Origin of the sequence: Nostoc sp. XA010, from assembly GCF_020829625.1 — a bacterium.
Lineage (GTDB): Bacteria > Cyanobacteriota > Cyanobacteriia > Cyanobacteriales > Nostocaceae > Nostoc.
This window is the reverse complement of the sequence record NZ_JAIVFX010000050.1, coordinates 13,806-29,709: the sequence shown is the minus strand read 5'-3', so window position 1 is coordinate 29,709 and position 15,904 is coordinate 13,806. Positions and strand designations below refer to the sequence as shown.

The 15,904-nt window shown below is 42.2% G+C and carries 19 protein-coding genes, 1 pseudogene and 1 riboswitch; of the genes and pseudogenes, 12 read left to right on the top strand and 8 right to left on the bottom strand.

Annotated elements, in window-relative coordinates; genetic code table 11:
* Positions 1-174: 174 nt before the first annotated feature.
* Positions 175-318, top strand: a riboswitch (cobalamin riboswitch).
* Between the two features lie 125 nt (positions 319-443).
* Complete coding sequence (locus LC608_RS32655; protein ID WP_229557529.1) at positions 444-605, bottom strand: hypothetical protein; 162 nt, start codon at positions 603-605, stop codon at positions 444-446.
* Positions 606-690: 85 nt separating this feature from the next.
* Here LC608_RS32655 and LC608_RS32650 point away from each other — a divergent pair, with 85 nt between their 5' ends.
* The 4 genes and pseudogenes from LC608_RS32650 (at position 691) to LC608_RS32635 (ending at position 2,742) form a co-directional block, all read left to right on the top strand.
* Complete coding sequence (locus LC608_RS32650; RefSeq protein WP_229557528.1) at positions 691-945, top strand: hypothetical protein; 255 nt, start codon at positions 691-693, stop codon at positions 943-945.
* A gap of 22 nt (positions 946-967) precedes the next feature.
* Complete coding sequence (locus LC608_RS32645; protein ID WP_229557527.1) at positions 968-1,969, top strand: methyltransferase domain-containing protein; 1,002 nt, start codon at positions 968-970, stop codon at positions 1,967-1,969.
* Positions 1,970-2,099: 130 nt separating this feature from the next.
* Positions 2,100-2,309, top strand: a pseudogene (locus LC608_RS32640) (GTP-binding protein); the annotation flags it as partial.
* Positions 2,293-2,742 carry a hypothetical protein gene (locus tag LC608_RS32635; RefSeq protein ID WP_229557526.1) on the top strand — a complete coding sequence of 150 codons (450 nt, stop codon included), beginning with the start codon at positions 2,293-2,295 and terminating at the stop codon, positions 2,740-2,742. The pseudogene LC608_RS32640 and the gene LC608_RS32635, both read left to right, overlap by 17 nt.
* A gap of 22 nt (positions 2,743-2,764) precedes the next feature.
* Here LC608_RS32635 and LC608_RS32630 read toward each other — a convergent pair whose 3' ends face one another.
* Positions 2,765-3,097, bottom strand: a complete 333-nt coding sequence (locus LC608_RS32630) for a hypothetical protein (RefSeq protein WP_229557525.1) — start codon at positions 3,095-3,097, stop codon at positions 2,765-2,767.
* 662 nt (positions 3,098-3,759) lie between these two features.
* Here LC608_RS32630 and LC608_RS32625 point away from each other — a divergent pair.
* Positions 3,760-4,263 (top strand): isoprenylcysteine carboxylmethyltransferase family protein, encoded by a 504-nt coding sequence (locus LC608_RS32625; protein ID WP_229557524.1) that lies wholly within the window; start codon positions 3,760-3,762, stop codon positions 4,261-4,263.
* A 135-nt stretch (positions 4,264-4,398) separates the two neighbouring features.
* Here the strand turns inward: LC608_RS32625 and LC608_RS32620 are convergent, their stop codons facing one another.
* Entirely contained in the window at positions 4,399-4,698 is a 300-nt protein-coding gene (locus LC608_RS32620; protein ID WP_229557523.1) for a DNA-3-methyladenine glycosylase, read from the bottom strand.
* Here LC608_RS32620 and LC608_RS32615 point away from each other — a divergent pair.
* From LC608_RS32615 to LC608_RS32600, 5 genes are all read left to right on the top strand, one after another.
* Positions 4,687-4,896 carry a hypothetical protein gene (locus tag LC608_RS32615; RefSeq protein WP_229557522.1) on the top strand — a complete coding sequence of 70 codons (210 nt, stop codon included), beginning with the start codon at positions 4,687-4,689 and terminating at the stop codon, positions 4,894-4,896. The genes LC608_RS32620 and LC608_RS32615 overlap by 12 nt on opposite strands.
* An 82-nt stretch (positions 4,897-4,978) precedes the next feature.
* Positions 4,979-5,422, top strand: coding sequence for an AAC(3)-I family aminoglycoside N-acetyltransferase (locus tag LC608_RS32610; RefSeq protein WP_308189965.1), 444 nt, complete (start codon positions 4,979-4,981; stop codon positions 5,420-5,422).
* A gap of 96 nt (positions 5,423-5,518) precedes the next feature.
* A complete protein-coding gene (locus LC608_RS37080) occupies positions 5,519-5,641 on the top strand; it encodes a glyoxalase/bleomycin resistance/extradiol dioxygenase family protein (protein ID WP_267871295.1) in 123 nt (40 codons plus the stop codon).
* Positions 5,642-5,717: 76 nt separating this feature from the next.
* Positions 5,718-6,971 carry an MFS transporter gene (locus tag LC608_RS32605; protein WP_229557520.1) on the top strand — a complete coding sequence of 418 codons (1,254 nt, stop codon included), beginning with the start codon at positions 5,718-5,720 and terminating at the stop codon, positions 6,969-6,971.
* A gap of 124 nt (positions 6,972-7,095) precedes the next feature.
* Positions 7,096-7,917: a hypothetical protein gene (locus LC608_RS32600; RefSeq protein WP_229557519.1), complete on the top strand. Its 822-nt coding sequence runs from the start codon at positions 7,096-7,098 to the stop codon at positions 7,915-7,917.
* Between the two features lie 408 nt (positions 7,918-8,325).
* On the opposite strand, the gene LC608_RS32595 is transcribed toward LC608_RS32600, so the two are convergent.
* From LC608_RS32595 to LC608_RS32585, 3 genes are all read right to left on the bottom strand, one after another.
* Complete coding sequence (locus LC608_RS32595) at positions 8,326-8,751, bottom strand: GFA family protein (protein ID WP_229557518.1); 426 nt, start codon at positions 8,749-8,751, stop codon at positions 8,326-8,328.
* 178 nt (positions 8,752-8,929) lie between these two features.
* A complete protein-coding gene (locus LC608_RS32590) occupies positions 8,930-10,318 on the bottom strand; it encodes an IS4 family transposase (protein ID WP_229557517.1) in 1,389 nt (462 codons plus the stop codon).
* A 70-nt stretch (positions 10,319-10,388) separates the two neighbouring features.
* Positions 10,389-10,529, bottom strand: a complete 141-nt coding sequence (locus tag LC608_RS32585; protein WP_229557516.1) for a hypothetical protein — start codon at positions 10,527-10,529, stop codon at positions 10,389-10,391.
* Between the two features lie 224 nt (positions 10,530-10,753).
* On the opposite strand from LC608_RS32585, the gene LC608_RS32580 reads away from it, so the two are divergent.
* Positions 10,754-10,963: a hypothetical protein gene (locus tag LC608_RS32580; RefSeq protein WP_229557515.1), complete on the top strand. Its 210-nt coding sequence runs from the start codon at positions 10,754-10,756 to the stop codon at positions 10,961-10,963.
* A gap of 87 nt (positions 10,964-11,050) precedes the next feature.
* Positions 11,051-12,625, top strand: a complete 1,575-nt coding sequence (locus LC608_RS32575) for an iron uptake porin (protein ID WP_229557530.1) — start codon at positions 11,051-11,053, stop codon at positions 12,623-12,625.
* A 268-nt stretch (positions 12,626-12,893) separates the two neighbouring features.
* Here the strand turns inward: LC608_RS32575 and LC608_RS32570 are convergent, their stop codons facing one another.
* Together LC608_RS32570 and LC608_RS32565 are read right to left on the bottom strand one after the other, a co-directional pair.
* On the bottom strand, positions 12,894-14,066 hold the full coding sequence (locus LC608_RS32570) for a glycerate kinase (RefSeq protein ID WP_229557514.1): 1,173 nt from the start codon (positions 14,064-14,066) through the stop codon (positions 12,894-12,896).
* Between the two features lie 116 nt (positions 14,067-14,182).
* On the bottom strand, positions 14,183-15,649 hold the full coding sequence (locus tag LC608_RS32565) for an SLC13 family permease (RefSeq protein WP_229557513.1): 1,467 nt from the start codon (positions 15,647-15,649) through the stop codon (positions 14,183-14,185).
* Positions 15,650-15,904 lie beyond the last annotated feature (255 nt).

Sequence of the window (15,904 nt, the reverse complement as noted above, 5' to 3'; positions counted from 1 at the left end):
AATTAAATTTTTCGAGAGTGCCTTCAGGTACAAGCAACCTTTTTAGTTGTTTTTGTTCTCGTAGATTACACGCGAACAAATTATGATTTATTCCGTTATCTATTTTCCCTTAACCGAGCAGTATTGAGTATAGACTGACCATTGATTTTTATGCAAGCAAATCGCAGTTGTGTTATTATTCAGATGAATCTCGGTTCTAGTGGGGAACAGCCGCTAGAGGAAACGGGGAAAGTCCGGTGTAAATCCGGCGCTGTCCCGCAGCTGTAAACAAGGCTTGCCTTGTGAGTCAGAATGCCCGCCGAAGTTGACTTGTAATTTTTTTACATCTGCGAGGCACAGATAAGTATTTTTATGAAGATTTATACAACTACTCAGTTTTACGTTCTCATAGTCCCACATATCAAGACGCTACAGATTACGACTTTCTATGAGAGGGCAAGCGGTTAATTCCCATTACAAATTGTGTCTTGAGATGCAGCGATCGCAAACGCTACTCCAGATGAGAGTAGCGTTTGCAAATAGTCACAGGAACAATGAAATGCTGTACTAACTAACAGGTGAAAGTTTTTAAAAAAGAGGTCGTCAATGGCGTATATGACGTACATAGTCCTGTTTCATCACTGAGCAAATACTTTCTTAATCACGCATAGGAATTGCTAAGTTACTAAATTAATACTTCAGTTAATTATCATGCCGAAATTCTATCTTCACCGAACTGGGAAGATTTCTACTGCTATTCATCCCTTTGTTAAACAAACGGCTCTTCCTCAAAGCAAACACAAGCCCAGTCTACTGCAAGGGAAAATTATTCAAGATGTTCAAAACATTGCAATGTCGATGTATCGGATGATTTATATTGCGATTGCCGACCGTGGTCAGTTACGACATCACTCCTCTGATTCAGGACGAGCAGCAATGAGTAAACCGTTGGATCGACTCAAATAGGTGTACAAGAGCGTTCAAAAAAATGTCAACTTTATTATATTCTGTAATTGGTTTTCTTCTGCTATTAGTAATTGGAATTTCGGCCTATTTCCTAACTGCCCGCAAGTATCAATCCTCATCCACAGTCGCCAATTCCTACGATCAATGGACTATTGACGGGATCGTAGAGTTTTATTGGGGAGAACACATTCACCTTGGTCACTACGGTTCGCCGCCACGACGAAAGGATTTTCTGGCTGCTAAATCTGACTTTGTACATGAAATGGTTAAATGGGGTGGAATAGAAAAATTACCCCCTGGTACTACCGTCTTAGATGTTGGCTGTGGTATTGGCGGCAGCAGTCGGATTTTAGCGCGGGATTATGAGTTTGCTGTTACAGGGATTACCATCAGTCCTATTCAGGTGAAACGCGCCCAGGAGTTAACACCCCTTGCGCTAAACGCCCAGTTTGCGGTTGATGATGCAATGGCATTGTCGTTTCCAGATGCCAGTTTTGATGTGGTTTGGTCAATCGAAGCAGGCCCCCACATGCCAGATAAAACCGTTTTTGCTAGAGAATTAATGCGGGTGCTAAAGCCTGGTGGAGTGTTGGTTGTAGCTGACTGGAATCAGAGGGATGACCGCCAAAAGCCACTAAATTTTTGGGAGAAACGAGTAATGCGCCAACTCCTCGATCAGTGGTCTCATCCAGCTTTTTCCAGCATTGAAGGTTTTTCCGAGCTTTTGGCAGGAACAGAATTGGTTGAAGGGGAGGTAATTACGGCAGACTGGACGCAAGAAACCCTCCCTTCCTGGTTCGATTCGATTTGGCAAGGAGTGGCTCGACCAGAGGGATTAGTGAAGTTTGGGCTGTCTGGTTTTATTAAGTCTGTGCGCGAGGTACCGACGCTTTTACTGATGCATTTGGCGTTTGGTACAGGGTTGTGTCGATTTGGAATGTTCCGAGCTGTGCGGGCAAATGGAAGCACAGAATTCATGCACAGAAACTTTGCTAACCAAAATCCCTCAAGCTTGGTTAGGTAGCGATAGCAGCTATTTATGAATATTTGGATTTTAACTAAGTTTGGGGGGTTTAATTCCCCTAGTTCTAGAGGCAGAACAAATTGAAGCCTAGCTAAATCCCTGTCACAAAACGTAATTATGAATTATGAATTATCGAATTAAGGGATTTGTACCAGTTCCAAACAAAGCTATCCGTCTGGTATTACAGGGTGTTGGTAATCGATTTGACTACTTTTATGACCGTCTTTGGCAACCCCAGGAATTCCGTCAAACGCGATTAGTATTGATTGGACGGGAGCTTGAGCAGGTTCGCATTGAGCCATTGCTGCTATGGGAGAAAGTCAATGCGACCATCCAATAGTGTCTGGCAAGGAAATTTTGGCTACTGGCAAAATAGTTTTATTCATAATAATCTGCTGGTCATTGGTTACACAGCATGGAAAGGATTTCAGTCATTTGGACAGGGAGCTGTCTTATGTGATGTAGATACTCAAGTTACTCAGTCGACAATTACAAACTTTGATACAGTTCCCTTCACCCTCCAGTTTCTCCCCTGCGATCTAATTGGATTTTACTTGCGATCACAATCACTTAACTCATCTATAATCTCATCCATTTTCCCAGTAGTCGCAACATACAACCCTCATCAAGATATTCTTCTGGTGCTAAAAGTTGAACCTCAGATTGAGGTTACTTTTTTACACCAACTAAAAATTACTCCACCCGATTGCTACGAACAAGTTTGCAAGCGTTGGTCAGAATTTCAATCAAGCTTAATGCCCGAATGGCACTAAGAAAAGCCGAAACGCTTGTGTATTAAGTAGTTTGCAACTGCTTTTGTAATTCGTGCCGGGGTTTGGTCATTAAGGGATAAGCTTTTGGGCGGCGTTTACGGACTCGTGCCTCACTTCTTGCGGGGCGTTCGGGAACAGCTTTGCGAGCGATAACTTTAAGTAAAATTCGATAAATTTGAAGACGTTTTGTTGAAGTTGCGGCTAACAGTTCAGGAATAAAGTTATTTAAATGATGGCGAGTACCTTGCAGTGATAGGCGTAACGGAGGAGTAGTGTAAGTAGTACCTGCCGACCACATCAAACCGCAAAGTAGATTGTAGGCAAGTAAATAAACATAAATTTCTTTACGTACCATTGAGGAAGTTTTTTGCACTTGCGCGTCGCCATGTTGCAACTATGATAGGTCCGCCCAACAGCTATGTCTCGTCAATTCATGTGGCTGATGGCGGCGCTGCTGTCGTCGCGGCATTGACCGTCCCAGCCGGAACCTACAACGTCGTTGACAACGAGCCGCTAACAAAGCGTTACTACGCAGACGCGCTTTCCGCATCTGCGGGTAAGAGGGCATGGCTGCGAGTCCCGGGCCGCGCGGCGCTCTTGCTCGGCAACCGCTCGACGTCACTGACTCGCTCCTTGCGTGTCAGCAATGCACGTTTCCAAGAAGCAAGTGGATGGACGCCCATGTATCCGTGAAGGCTGGATCGCCACGGCGCAGGTCCTCGAAGAGCGCAAAGCCCAACGTAAATAGACCGCACAACAACCGCACTGCACCGGAACACCCCAAATTATCAGTTGAGTTACAGAGGTTATCTGTGTCCGGTGAGCGCCTCCGTTCGGCTTCAACTGTCCTGAGGAGCCGTAGTTTGAGATGGGCATTAGACGGCGGATGGCAGTATAATATGGTTGTGAACAGTACGATACAGCCATCCACCGTCGCATACAGAGGGAGGCAACTGCAACGGTTCTTGTCGTGGAGTTGCCAGCCCGCAGTGCTGCCGTGACACCTCGAGGAACCCCATGACAAGCGATGAACGCAGCGATAAGGCAAAGACAGGCATGGTGTCGTCAGCCGCGAATCCCGGACTCGTGCGGCCTCCTTTGGTATACCTGGGTGCGATCGCCCTGGGTCTGTTGCTGCATTTCGTATGGACAGTTCGGCTCGTGCCCCATGCCGTGAGCGTGCCACTCGGAGGCACTGTAGTGCTTGTCGCTGTTGCGCTATTTCTTTGGGCTGTACGCACGTTTCGGAACGCTGGCACGCCCGTTCCGGGCAATCTTCCCACCACCACGATCGTAAGCACGGGGCCCTATAGATACAGCCGCAATCCCATCTACCTGTCTTTCTCGCTGTTCCATCTCGGCGTCGCATTCTGGGTGAACAGTCTCTGGCTACTCGTCACCCTCATACCAGCGGTGGTGCTGATGTCGTTCGTGGTCATCCCGCGAGAGGAGCAATACCTGGAAACCTGCTTCCCGTCTGACTACTTGCCCTATAAAGCTTGTGTACGTCGCTGGCTGTAAGCAGCCGCTAGCTGAACAAGGGCATGGGGCTGACTGCCTTTAGCGTCCGCTCCAGCGTCGGCAGCAGCTCATCTGAGCCGTTAGTTTTGGGGTCATCGTGTCGCACCACCTACAACGATCTAATTTGGCTGAAAATTAAAATTTATTTAACTCTTGCCTAACTGCCAAAAATTTATCATCGACAGGTAGAACATCAAGCCGATGTAAACGAAACATAAGCAGCATCTGCACCGTCCAACGCCCAATGCCTTTTATTGGTGTTAAAGCTTCGATGATAGATTCATCGTCCATTGCCTGCAATTCATCTAGCGTAGGTAATCCATCTATAACTTTTTGAGCAAGGTCTTTCAAATACAAAATTTTCGGACGTGAAATCCCTGCTCCTCGCAAAACTTCATCTGGAGTGGGGAAAACATAAAACAGGTGATTAAGCAAGAGATGGCAGATGCGATCGCCTACGGCGGGGCGCAGCCTATCGCTCAGATAAAGGACTTAATAGAAAAGTATGATGGTGGAGTTGCCCTAACAAAGCAAGAGGCTATTTCTGTTGAGCAGCAAGTCTTACCAGATTATTCAGCAATACGCGAAAATATCCTTAATCAACTGATTTTTGGGGTTAGCCCTTTCGTCTGATATTGTATGAACGAGCAGGATTTAGCCGCTCAACAGCAATGTAGCTTAGGAAATACCAATGAACTTAAGCATTCAACAGATTGTGCCGGAGGACGTTGCATTAATGGAAGCTCTATTAGCAACCTTTGGTGAGGCGTTCGATGAGGTGGAGACATATAGAAATCCACCTAGTCCAGACTATCTGCGGCAACTGCTTGATAGTGACTACTTCATTGCGATCGCCGCATTGAAAGAAGGTGAGGTCGTTGGCGGTCTTACTGCATACGAGCTTAAAAAATTCGAGCAGGAGCGCAGTGAGATTTATATCTACGATCTAGCTGTTGCTGCTGCACATCGACGGCAGGGGATTGCAACGGCATTAATTCAGAAGCTGAAAGAAGTAGCAGCAGCATGTGGAGCTTATGTTATTTTCGTCCAGGCGGATATTGGTGACGATCCAGCTATTAAACTTTATACAAAGTTGGGTAAGCGCGAAGACGTATTGCATTTCGACATACCAGTTAATGGCGGCAATGACAATGCCTAACGCCTATCTGATACCATTTAACGAAAAATTTGATGCAGATGTAAGTTTGTTGTGGACGACATTGATCGTGAATATGCCCGATTATAATCAGAAGGGGTGACGATTACTACACCGATGGAGACTGAACCTTGGGGCAAAAGGTTCTTTCAAGTTACCGATCCAAATGGTGTGGTGATCCAATTGGTTCAGTGGATGACAGATCCGCAGCCATCATCATAGATTATTTAACTTGAAATTTTAGTTCGGGCGTGATTGTTTTGACTTATCATCTACTGGATAAAACACTACCTTACTCATGATTGCAAAAGTCTGCGCTGCTTTGCAGATATCGCCAAAGGCACTTCCCCTCATTTGTCTGATCGGTGCTGAATTCCTCTCACAACTGGGGAATCAAATTGCAGTGATCGCCATTCCCATTCTGGTGCTGCAATTTACGCACTCGGTGATCGCTACTGGCATCGCTGGAGCAGGAAGTATCATTCCGATTGTGTTGGCTGCCTTCATCGGTGGAAAAGCGATCGATCGATTTGGTGCATGGCAGGTGAGCATTGTAGCTGATGTTTTGAGCAGTCTTTCAGTTCTATTATTACCATTCATTTTTATCAAATTCAAATCAGTGTCCCTGATTTTTATTTTCTTGCTGGTATTTGTTGGTGCGTTATTTGATCCAACAGCAGTTTCAGCGCGTCATACCCTCGTTCCAAAATTTGTCAGACTCGCGGGAATTCCCTTAGACAAGGTGAATGGGTATCGCGGTAGTCTGGAAAATGGAGCAGATTTGTTAGGTCCAATCGTCGGCGCAGGGTTAATTAGCTGGATTGGAACTGTCAATACATTGTTCGTTAACGCAGCCAGTTTCTTTGTTTGTGCTGTAGTATTTGCGATCGCAGTTCCACGTTCACGCCATCAAGAGTTTAAGCATGAGAAGGTTGAGCCAATTGCCGGAATTCGGTTCATTCTCCAGCAGCGTCAACTAAGATCGCTCACTTTTAGCGGCATGGTACTCAATTTTGTGCTGCTGCCATTTCTCAGTCTCTTGCTTCCAGTGTTAGCCACCCAGAAATTTGCCAATCCTGCCCTACTGGGTCTTTGTTTAGCTGGATTCGGTATGGCAGCAACCCTGGGTGCTTTATCCTACACAAGGTTGACAAAACGATTTTCTCGTTCAGCCATCTATTACAGCGGTTTACTTCTCACTGCGATCGCCATTCTGCTGTGCGCCATCGTTGAAACTCCAACTGCGCTGATTCTAGCAGTTAGTTTTGGTGGTTTGCTATTAGGCGCAGGAAATCCTCTAGAACAGACGATTTTGCAAGAAGTGACACCCAGCCGAATAGCTGGACAGGTTTTTACATCACACAGCGCAATCGCTTTTACCGCAGGAATTTTCGGGTTACTGATTGCGGGTGTAATCGCAGAATTAACCAGCATCGAGTGGGTATTGAGCCTGAATGGGAGTTTGTTGGCGATCACAGCGGCGATCGGCTGGTACTTCATGCCACTATTGGATTGCATACGAGCTACAGGACACAACCGAAGATCATCTTGATGCACTCAACAGGTGCTGAAAAGTAAAACAGGCTTAACTCGATGACACGAATTTGTCTCAACGTAATTTAATTGGTCACTGTAGAATAGTTAACGCACTGAAGTGCCGTTGAGCATTGAGATAAATGAATTCGCAAAATGAACTCCTAAAACAGCAATTGATAGAAGCGATTTCTTGTCAAAATCTGCAAGAAATTCAAAAATTTTTAACCCTAGCACAATTAGAGGATGAGACAATAATCCTCAAAGAAGCTCTTGTGCAAGTAGAGGATGTAAATTTTGTTTGGTTCTTGCAAGAATACGTAGGTAAGGAAAGTTATCAACAAGCCGTAAAGGATGTATCAACAAGCATGATCCAAAAACTAGTTCAAGGAGGTTTCAAGCCAGGGGTTGATTTCAACTTACACCCAGATGGTAGGATGTTGGCATCAAAGGAGGCAAATGAATATTTAGAAAATTATCATTCTAAACAACTAGAAAATAGCCAAATTTCTGTTGTAGCTCATGCACTACCAGAGCCAATGCAGATGTTAGAAAAAGCTTTAGGTGTGCGATTTTTTGAGAATCTTGGGAGGGTAGCAGCTAAACGTTTAGCCACAATGGATGATGCAACAGCCAGTATTTATGGTCTATGGCTGATGCAAGGGATCAGTGGTCGCCATCCATTGCTGGAAAAAGATTTTTGTGATTGGTTCATGATTGAGATTTGTAGTGAGCGATTGTCAGCCTTAGCATCAGCCGAGATTCAAGGCTTAGAGTTTAATGGCTTAGTTGTATTTGAAGATTTGTTAATGGCACTGGGTAAAACAAATGTATCGATAGTGGAAGAGAGCGACCTAACTCTTGAAAATTTGCGGTTACTAGATAAAGTTTGGACAGGAGAAAATATGCGAGTGTTGGAATTAATCGCCATCTTGGAAAAAGATGGCGAACAGTCCTGTAGCTAATTGTCACTGAAACGAGAACCGCACTAAAAAATAGTAATTATTTACTAACTTTAGATACTGTGCTGGCATTATCCACGCATTGAGTGAAGCAGCTGAAGACGGACATTGCTATTTACCACAGCCAGAACTCATTGAGAACGAGAAACTTTTGGTGTCCGACCGCAAAACTTGTGAAAAATGCCGTCCTCCTCAACCTCCCAAGCAATCGAAAGTAGTCCCTATAGGCAAGAGGAAACCCAGAGCTATGAACTACTTGAGTGGGAAGGATATAGCTGGGTAATTTTTCATTTTGAGGTAAGGGTGATGTCTACGACGGGCTATTCGGCGTCGCACGAAAGTGAGTGAAGCAGTACGCTCATTCGTCCTAACCTAATTCAAACTGGTAAAAAGTAACTCTAATGTTTAGGGTCATTCAGGAGGTGCAAACTGTGCAAAGACCTCGGCCCCTGTCAGGTTCTTAGTTTCATTGGCAAAACAATAATATTTGGGCTTTTCATCAATGAATACCTGATGATCGAAAACAAGACCTTCACAACTATCGAATAGTCCAACAGGCATGAAATACTGGTTATTTTGTTTTAATTTATAAAAGAGATGGCTACCACACTGCTTACAGAATCCACGTTCTGCCCACTGTGACGATTGATAAAGCCCAATATTTTCTTCACCAGAGAAGCTAACACCACTTTCACACTCAACAACTAATAAAGGCCCTCCGCCCCACTTGCGACACATACTACAATGACACGCTGTCACATCTTCACTCATACTAGTTGTGGAAATGCTTACCGCTCCACATAGGCAGCTACCTTTTGCAATGCTTACGTTAGACATATTATTTTCTCCAATTCCACGCAGGCGCTCCAATTGCTCACATTTTCCCCTATTTCATACTGGAAATGCCAAGAATATCAAGTAGTTCGCTTTCGTGACTTGGCTATTTTTTGGGTAAGGGGAAGGTGAGGTTCCCTCTGAGGAGAATGGCACTAAGAAAAGCGTAAAGCCTTATCAATTAAGCAGTTTGCAATTGATGACGTAATTCATATCTGGGCTTGGTCAATCTGGGGTAAGCTTTGGGGCGACGTTTAGTGACTCGTGGTTCGCTGCGTCCAGGACGGTCGGGGACAACTTTGTGAACAATAATTTTCAGCAAACTACGATAAAGTCGGATGCGTTTTTGAGAGTGAGCAGTTTCTAATTTAGGAATAAAATTTAGTAAATGATGTCGAGTACCTTGAAGCGATAAACGATTTGGAGGAGTATTGTAAGTAGTCCCAGCCGACCACATTAAGCTCCGAAGTAAATTATAAGCCAGTAAATAAACATGAATTTCTTTACGTATCATTGAAGGGGTTTTACATCGGAGAATATCCATACCCAAGGTAGTTTTTATATGCCTCAAATTCAATTCTACATCCCAACGTTTACCGTAAAGCCCAACAATTTCGAGAGTAGAATAAGTCGTTTTATCTAAAAGGGTAGTAATTAAGCTAACTCGTTGAGTGCGAAAATCAGGAATAGCAATGTAGTAGTAAATTTCTCGCACATTTATGGCAGAAGGTAGAGCTACAAATTCATCCAAGCTCAATCCTTGTAGGCATCTTTTAGGCTTATACCAAGTAACAAGCTTGTCGCAATCGCCAAAAATTTTTCCTTTTCGCATGGTTGTTGTGCGAGATTGATGCTTACGAAATACCGCATCACAACCAAGTTTGGTAATAGCAAACATATCAGCGTAAGCGCAAAACGCTCTATCCCCTAAAAGCACATCATTTGGTTTAAGAAAACTGTATAGTTTTCTTGCTAATTTGATATCATGAGTGTTCATAACATCGATGCACAAAGCAACGGCATCTCCTGTTATTAAACTGAATACCACACCAATTTTGGCAATTGGAAAGCCACATCCGGGCTTTTGGCTACTGGGCTGAGGGTATTCTTTTTGATTCTCTACAGTGTCAGGCATCGAGACAGTTGACCCATCTATTACTTTGACATTTCGACCACACCATAAATATTCTGTTGCTACTTTCTGTTCTAAGCTTTGTGCCGAGAAATTGAAAAGTTTTTCTAATAACTTTTCTGGAAGCCTTGCCCTAGCTTGGCAGTAAGCACTCGTATCTGTTGTTCGCGGAGCGTCTCGAAGAGAAGGGACTTCTACTTCTTCACCAGCTAAATGTGCAATTATTTTACTCACAGCATTATTACAAGTTTTATCAGTATCCAGCACTTGTGATAAAAATGCCCATAAAGTTATTAATGGGTCAAATAACCGCTTTTTGTATTTAATTTTTAGCTCCGAGATTGCAAGTCTTATTACAGACTCTGGCAATAGTTCTTTAAACGGTAGTCCCAAACTTTGGCTAAATTTATCATTGAGGATTTGTACTCGTAGTGTCACAGTAGTATTTATGATGTTTGCTTGCTCGTCTCAAGGAAAGTATTTCATGAACGAGCTTCGCTTTTCCTACCTACCAGAAATTTTTAGACAACTTGTACATCTGATTCCACTTTCTAGTGCAAGGCAAAGCGATGGCGTAGGCGATCGCAAACTCAGCGTGTCTTTCGTGGCGTAGTTTACCGCCGTAGGCATCGCTTCCATGATACTGCATCAAGGACGACCGCCTGACCCCTCCTCCACTGTTCAATAGCTTTCAAAGCTATAGCCCTTATTCCGTATAGCTTAGAGCTTTTCTTAGTGCCATTCCCCTCTGAGGATAAGGGGCAAAGGGAAAGGTTTCAAATCCCTTTTCCTTTCCCCAGCCCTCACGAGCGCATTTTTAGGTTGGCAGACTAGTAGAGCAAGCTGACAATAAGATTCCCTAGCGATCGCATAGTGAAAGATGTTGCAGATAGGATACGCGAAAGGACGAAAATACCCAATCCTTACCACGTTGGTGAAGTACGTCTAGGCGCTTTTATAGAAGAAAGTGTGCAATTACCAATTATTATTGTAACCGCTATGGATGATGAGCGTCACGGGGTGAACGCATTAAAATTAGAACTATTAATTCATCTGAGGATTAATTTAAAAATCAAAATATGAGAATTTTCTCATATTTTGTTAGGTATTATCATGCTAATTTATTATGTAAATAATATTGCATATCCATACTTTCTTGTTGCAGTAAAAATGAATAATATCTGTGGTTTTCTCATCTTAACATCTAGCTTAACTGTTGCTACAACCTGTATTAATACACCAACTTTTGCTTTAGAAAATCAGCAGCAAATTCCTTTAGTAGACATATCAAAATTAACATCTGTTTCTCAACTATCGGATGTAAAACCTACAGATTGGGCATTTCAGGCTTTACAATCACTCATTGAAAGATACACTTGTATTGTTGGATATCAGAACGGAACTTATCGTGGCAAACGTGCAATGACACGTTATGAATTTGCAGATAGTTTAAATACTTGTTTAATAAAGGTGCAAAAGTTAATTGCCACTCGTAAGAATAGTTTGTCCACTAAAGAAGATTTAGATTTAATCCAAAAACTACAAGCAGAATTTTCGTCAGAATTAGCAACGTTACGCAGTCGAGTAGATCCTTTAGAAAGTACCACTTCTAAGTTAAAAGCAAATCAATTTTCTTTTACAACAAAACTAGAAGCTGAAGCAATTCTGACTGTTGCAAATATTTTTAGTGAAAATACTGCCGATAGTGATGATAACCGAGATAACAATGCACAGTTGGATACAAATCTTGTACTTGCCCAGCGTGTACGTTTAAATTTTCTGACTAGCTTTACGGGAAAAGATGAATTAAACCTCCGCTTAGAATCAGGTAATATTCCCGAATTTGATGATAGCATTACAGGGACAACAATGACTCGTTTGGGTTTTGATGAAGATACTGGTAATGATATCGGGTTGGATGAAGTATATTATTCCTTTCCTATTGGTGACAAAATAAAAACAACAATCGCTATTACAGAAATGGAATTAAATGATATTGCTGAACCTATAAATCCTTTGGCGAGTAGTGGTAACGGTGCAGTTTCGCGTTTTGGTAGGTATAACCCAATTTTACGGAGTATGGATGGAACAGGGTTAGGGATTAACTATCAATTAAATCAAAGTACTGATATTGCTGTTGCTTACATGGCTAATAACGCAGCCATTCCGACGGAAAACAATGGCTTATTTAATGGTAACTATGCTGTACTTGGACACTTGTATTTTCGAGCATTTGATAATTTAGGTATTACTTTTACTTATCTTCATGGTAACTATGCAGCAGGAGGCGAAAGTGGAGTTAATTTGACAGGAAGTACAGGTAGCTTAAGCGCCCATAGCCCTTTTGGGAATGTTGCGACTACAGCAAATTCATTTGGTTTAGAAACTAGCTGGCAAATAAATCCAAAATTTATCCTTTCTGGTTGGGTTGGTTATACAAAAACTAAGTCAACAGTCACTAATGATGATGCAGATATTTTAAATTATGCTGTTAGTTTAGCGTTGCCTGATTTGGGAGGTGAGGGTAATTTAGCTGGTTTAGTTATGGGAATGCCACCAAAAGTTACCAGTAGTAGTCTAATTGCTGATAAAGACACATCTTTACATATAGAAGGCTTTTATCGGTTTCAGGTTGCAGATAATATTTCGATTACGCCTGGATTATTTGTGATTACTAACCCGGAACATAATGCCAATAACGATAGTATTTTTATAGGAACTATCCGCACTACTTTTAAATTTTAATTCATAAAACAGTTTAAGAGAGTTCTTGCAAAAGTCACAATGAATATTTTACCACTGAGGATAAGTAATAACTGAACTGCTGGCTACAAACTTACCCATTTGTCTAATAAGCTACTAGTAGCTCAAATGATGAATTATATCATGTCCGCTTAATTAGTTATTATTCCGGGCATCTATGCAAAAATCTTAAAACTCTCTTTCCCCCTGCTCCCTGCCCCCAGCAAGAACTGCGGTCTTAATGATAAGTCTCTTACCGGACATGATATTACTAACCTATAGGCGTGTAACGTTTAATTTGCCTGCCAACTAACAACAACCGTGCTACTTGTTCAGCCGCATTTGTTAATAAGCTTGCAGTTTGAGGAATAGCCTCACTCAGTTGGCAGGGATGAGTCAAAATGCTGTTGAAATAATCGATACCTTCCTGGAAATTAATTTCCGCACCCTCACCAATAGTTCCTACAAGTGCAATCACTGGTAATTTATAACGCTTGGCACGCTTTGCTACTTCAGCAGGAATCTTACCGCGTGGAGTTTGAAAGTCAATACAGCCTTCCGCAGTAATTACTAAATCAGCGCTTAGAATCAACTTATCTAATTCCAAGTACTGCATAACGATATCGTAGCGTGAGTATAATTTAGCGCCAATGAAAGCGTGTAAACCTGTACCCAATCCACCGGAAGCACCACTACCCGGCATTTCTCGCACGTCAATACCTAAATCTGCTTTGATGACTGCGGCGTAGTGTTCTAGTACTAAAGCCATTATTTTCACCGTTTCTGGAGATGCACCTTTTTGGGGGCCGAAAACTCTGGCAACACCGTTTTTACCGCACAGAAGATTATGCCAGTTGCAAGCTACATCAATCTGGACTTTATTTAAACGGGAATCTCGGCCAGACAAATCAATACGTTTGAGTTTGATTAATTCGCTGCAACCCAAACCTAACTCATTTCCACTCTCATCCAATAACTTTATCCCTAAAGCCTTGGCCATTCCTGCACCCCCGTCATTAGTACCGGAATCACCACAGCCAACTAAAATGCGCTCTGCACCAGCATCTAAGGCAGCTTTAATTAATTCACCAACGCCATAGGTTGTTGTGAGCATTGGATTTCGCATATTGCAAGGTACAAGACGCAATCCAGCCGCAGCAGCCATTTCTAATACTGCTGTTTTCTTAGTAGTTCCACCAAGAAAGCCAAAGTGAGCTTGTACTTTTTGTCCTACAGGCCCAGTTACTTCAAGATAATGTAAAGTACCGTTTGTGGCTGCTATAAGGGTTTTGGTAAAGCCTTCACCACCATCTACTAAAGGTACTTTGCGGATATTTACATTGGCTAAAACTCTGGTTATACCCGTAGCAATGCAATCAGCTACTTGTTCCGCATCAAGACTTTCTTTAAATCCAGAAGGAGCGATTAAAATGTTTAGTGTCATTATTAACTTCCTGCGGCAATCAAGCCGCTTTTTTGGTTTTAGATTGAGGATTGTAACTGGGGAGAAGGAGAGAAATTCTTATTATTAACTCACTATTGGGTACTCATCATTTAGAATTAGAAAGATAAACCTACCCAATGCCACCAGGTGTAGTAGAACAACACAATTAAAGCTAAGTGAACGACAATAAGCACTGAACTTAGCCGGAGTAAATCTGTTGGTTTAAAGCTTTGTTCTTCTGGATCTTGGTAAACCATCAGTGCTTTGGAACTTACAGGAAAGGTGAGGCAATAGTCCATTCCTAAAGTGCTGAGAAACATGACAGCGACAGGATTTATATTTAGACTACTGGCGAGGTATAGCAAGGGAGGAACTAAAGCTGCTGCTCTTGCTGTGTGGGAAGTCATGTAGATGTGGGAAGTCAGAGAAATGATAGCCAGCAGCAACAGAATCAAAAAGTGGGGTTTAGTGCTGTTGATGTCACTGAAATCAAAGATATTATTGATAATCCATCCTGACGCGCCAGAACTTATTAATGCACGTCCTAAAACGTGAGTTGCACCTACGAAAATAATTAAATCCCAAGAAACAGCTTTGACTGCATCCTTCCATTTGATCACCCCAAATTTGGGTGCGGTGAGAATCATTGCACCGATGACGGTGACGGTAGCAATTTCTAAACTATGCCATTTTTCAGTTAACCAAAACGCCAACATTAACAAGATAATCAGCAATGTTTTGCGTTCTGGCGCAGATAGGGATGCTGATTGCAAACATTTAACATCTAACTTTTGTTGACAGCGTTTTTTGTCTAGAAACAGCCGCATGATTACCCAGCAAGATACATAGCTGGCAGTAACTCCAAAGGGTAAGCCGTAAAGCAACCACTGGCTGAAAGATATATCTTTTCCTGAAATTTCTTGTAATAAATCTTTAGCAATTAAATGGGAACCTGCGCCAGTTAAGGAAACAATTGTAGATACCAAGATAATAGTAGGCATCAGCAACGCTAGAGCCTGACGGATGCGATTATCCTCTATGGCATTGGTGAGACTACGAAAAATGGGATGGGTAACAGCAGCACGTCCAGAAGTTGAGGGAATCAAAAATGAGAGTGGAATTAAGACTGTAGTGAGCAACCAAAATAAACTATTAACGTTGTCTGCTTTAGCAGCTACTACTTGAGTTAGCCGTGCTGCTAGACCAGTCTGCTTTACTGCTCCTCCTAAAACAAATGCACCTATCATTAACCAGATGACATCTGAACCCAAAGACTCAAAAAATTGTTCTTGGGAAATTCCCCCGGTTAACAGCAAAAGGAGTGCTGAACTCAAGGCAATATAACCAGCATTGATTGAGGTCGTTGACCACAAAATTACTGCCAGCAGAAACACAAATATTGTCAGCCGCCCTTCTGTAGATAAGCCATTGGGTAAAAATACTGCAACTCCAGATAGAGAAGTTAAAAATAGTGCCAATAGTGACTTAACTTGCCAACGGTTTGAACGGCAAAAATATTGCAAAAATCTATTCAATTGCGTATTTATGATGATGTAATTGTAATATTTGTTATTTACTTTCATCTCTTCTATTTTTGCTCTATCTTTATTATTTAGGTTGCCTCCTGATGATCAGTAAAGTATTATTGAGTATCAATTAACTTCGCCTTAAAGTAAATTTAATCAGAATTTTATGAGAAGATAATTAAGGAAACATGAGAAAATTCTCATGAAAACAGCACTGAATAACAAATGTAGAGCGGCAGACAATACTTTTCGGGTTTTGGGGGAAAAGGGGAAGGGAAATGGTTTGAATTTACCTTTCCCCCTTTGCCCTTT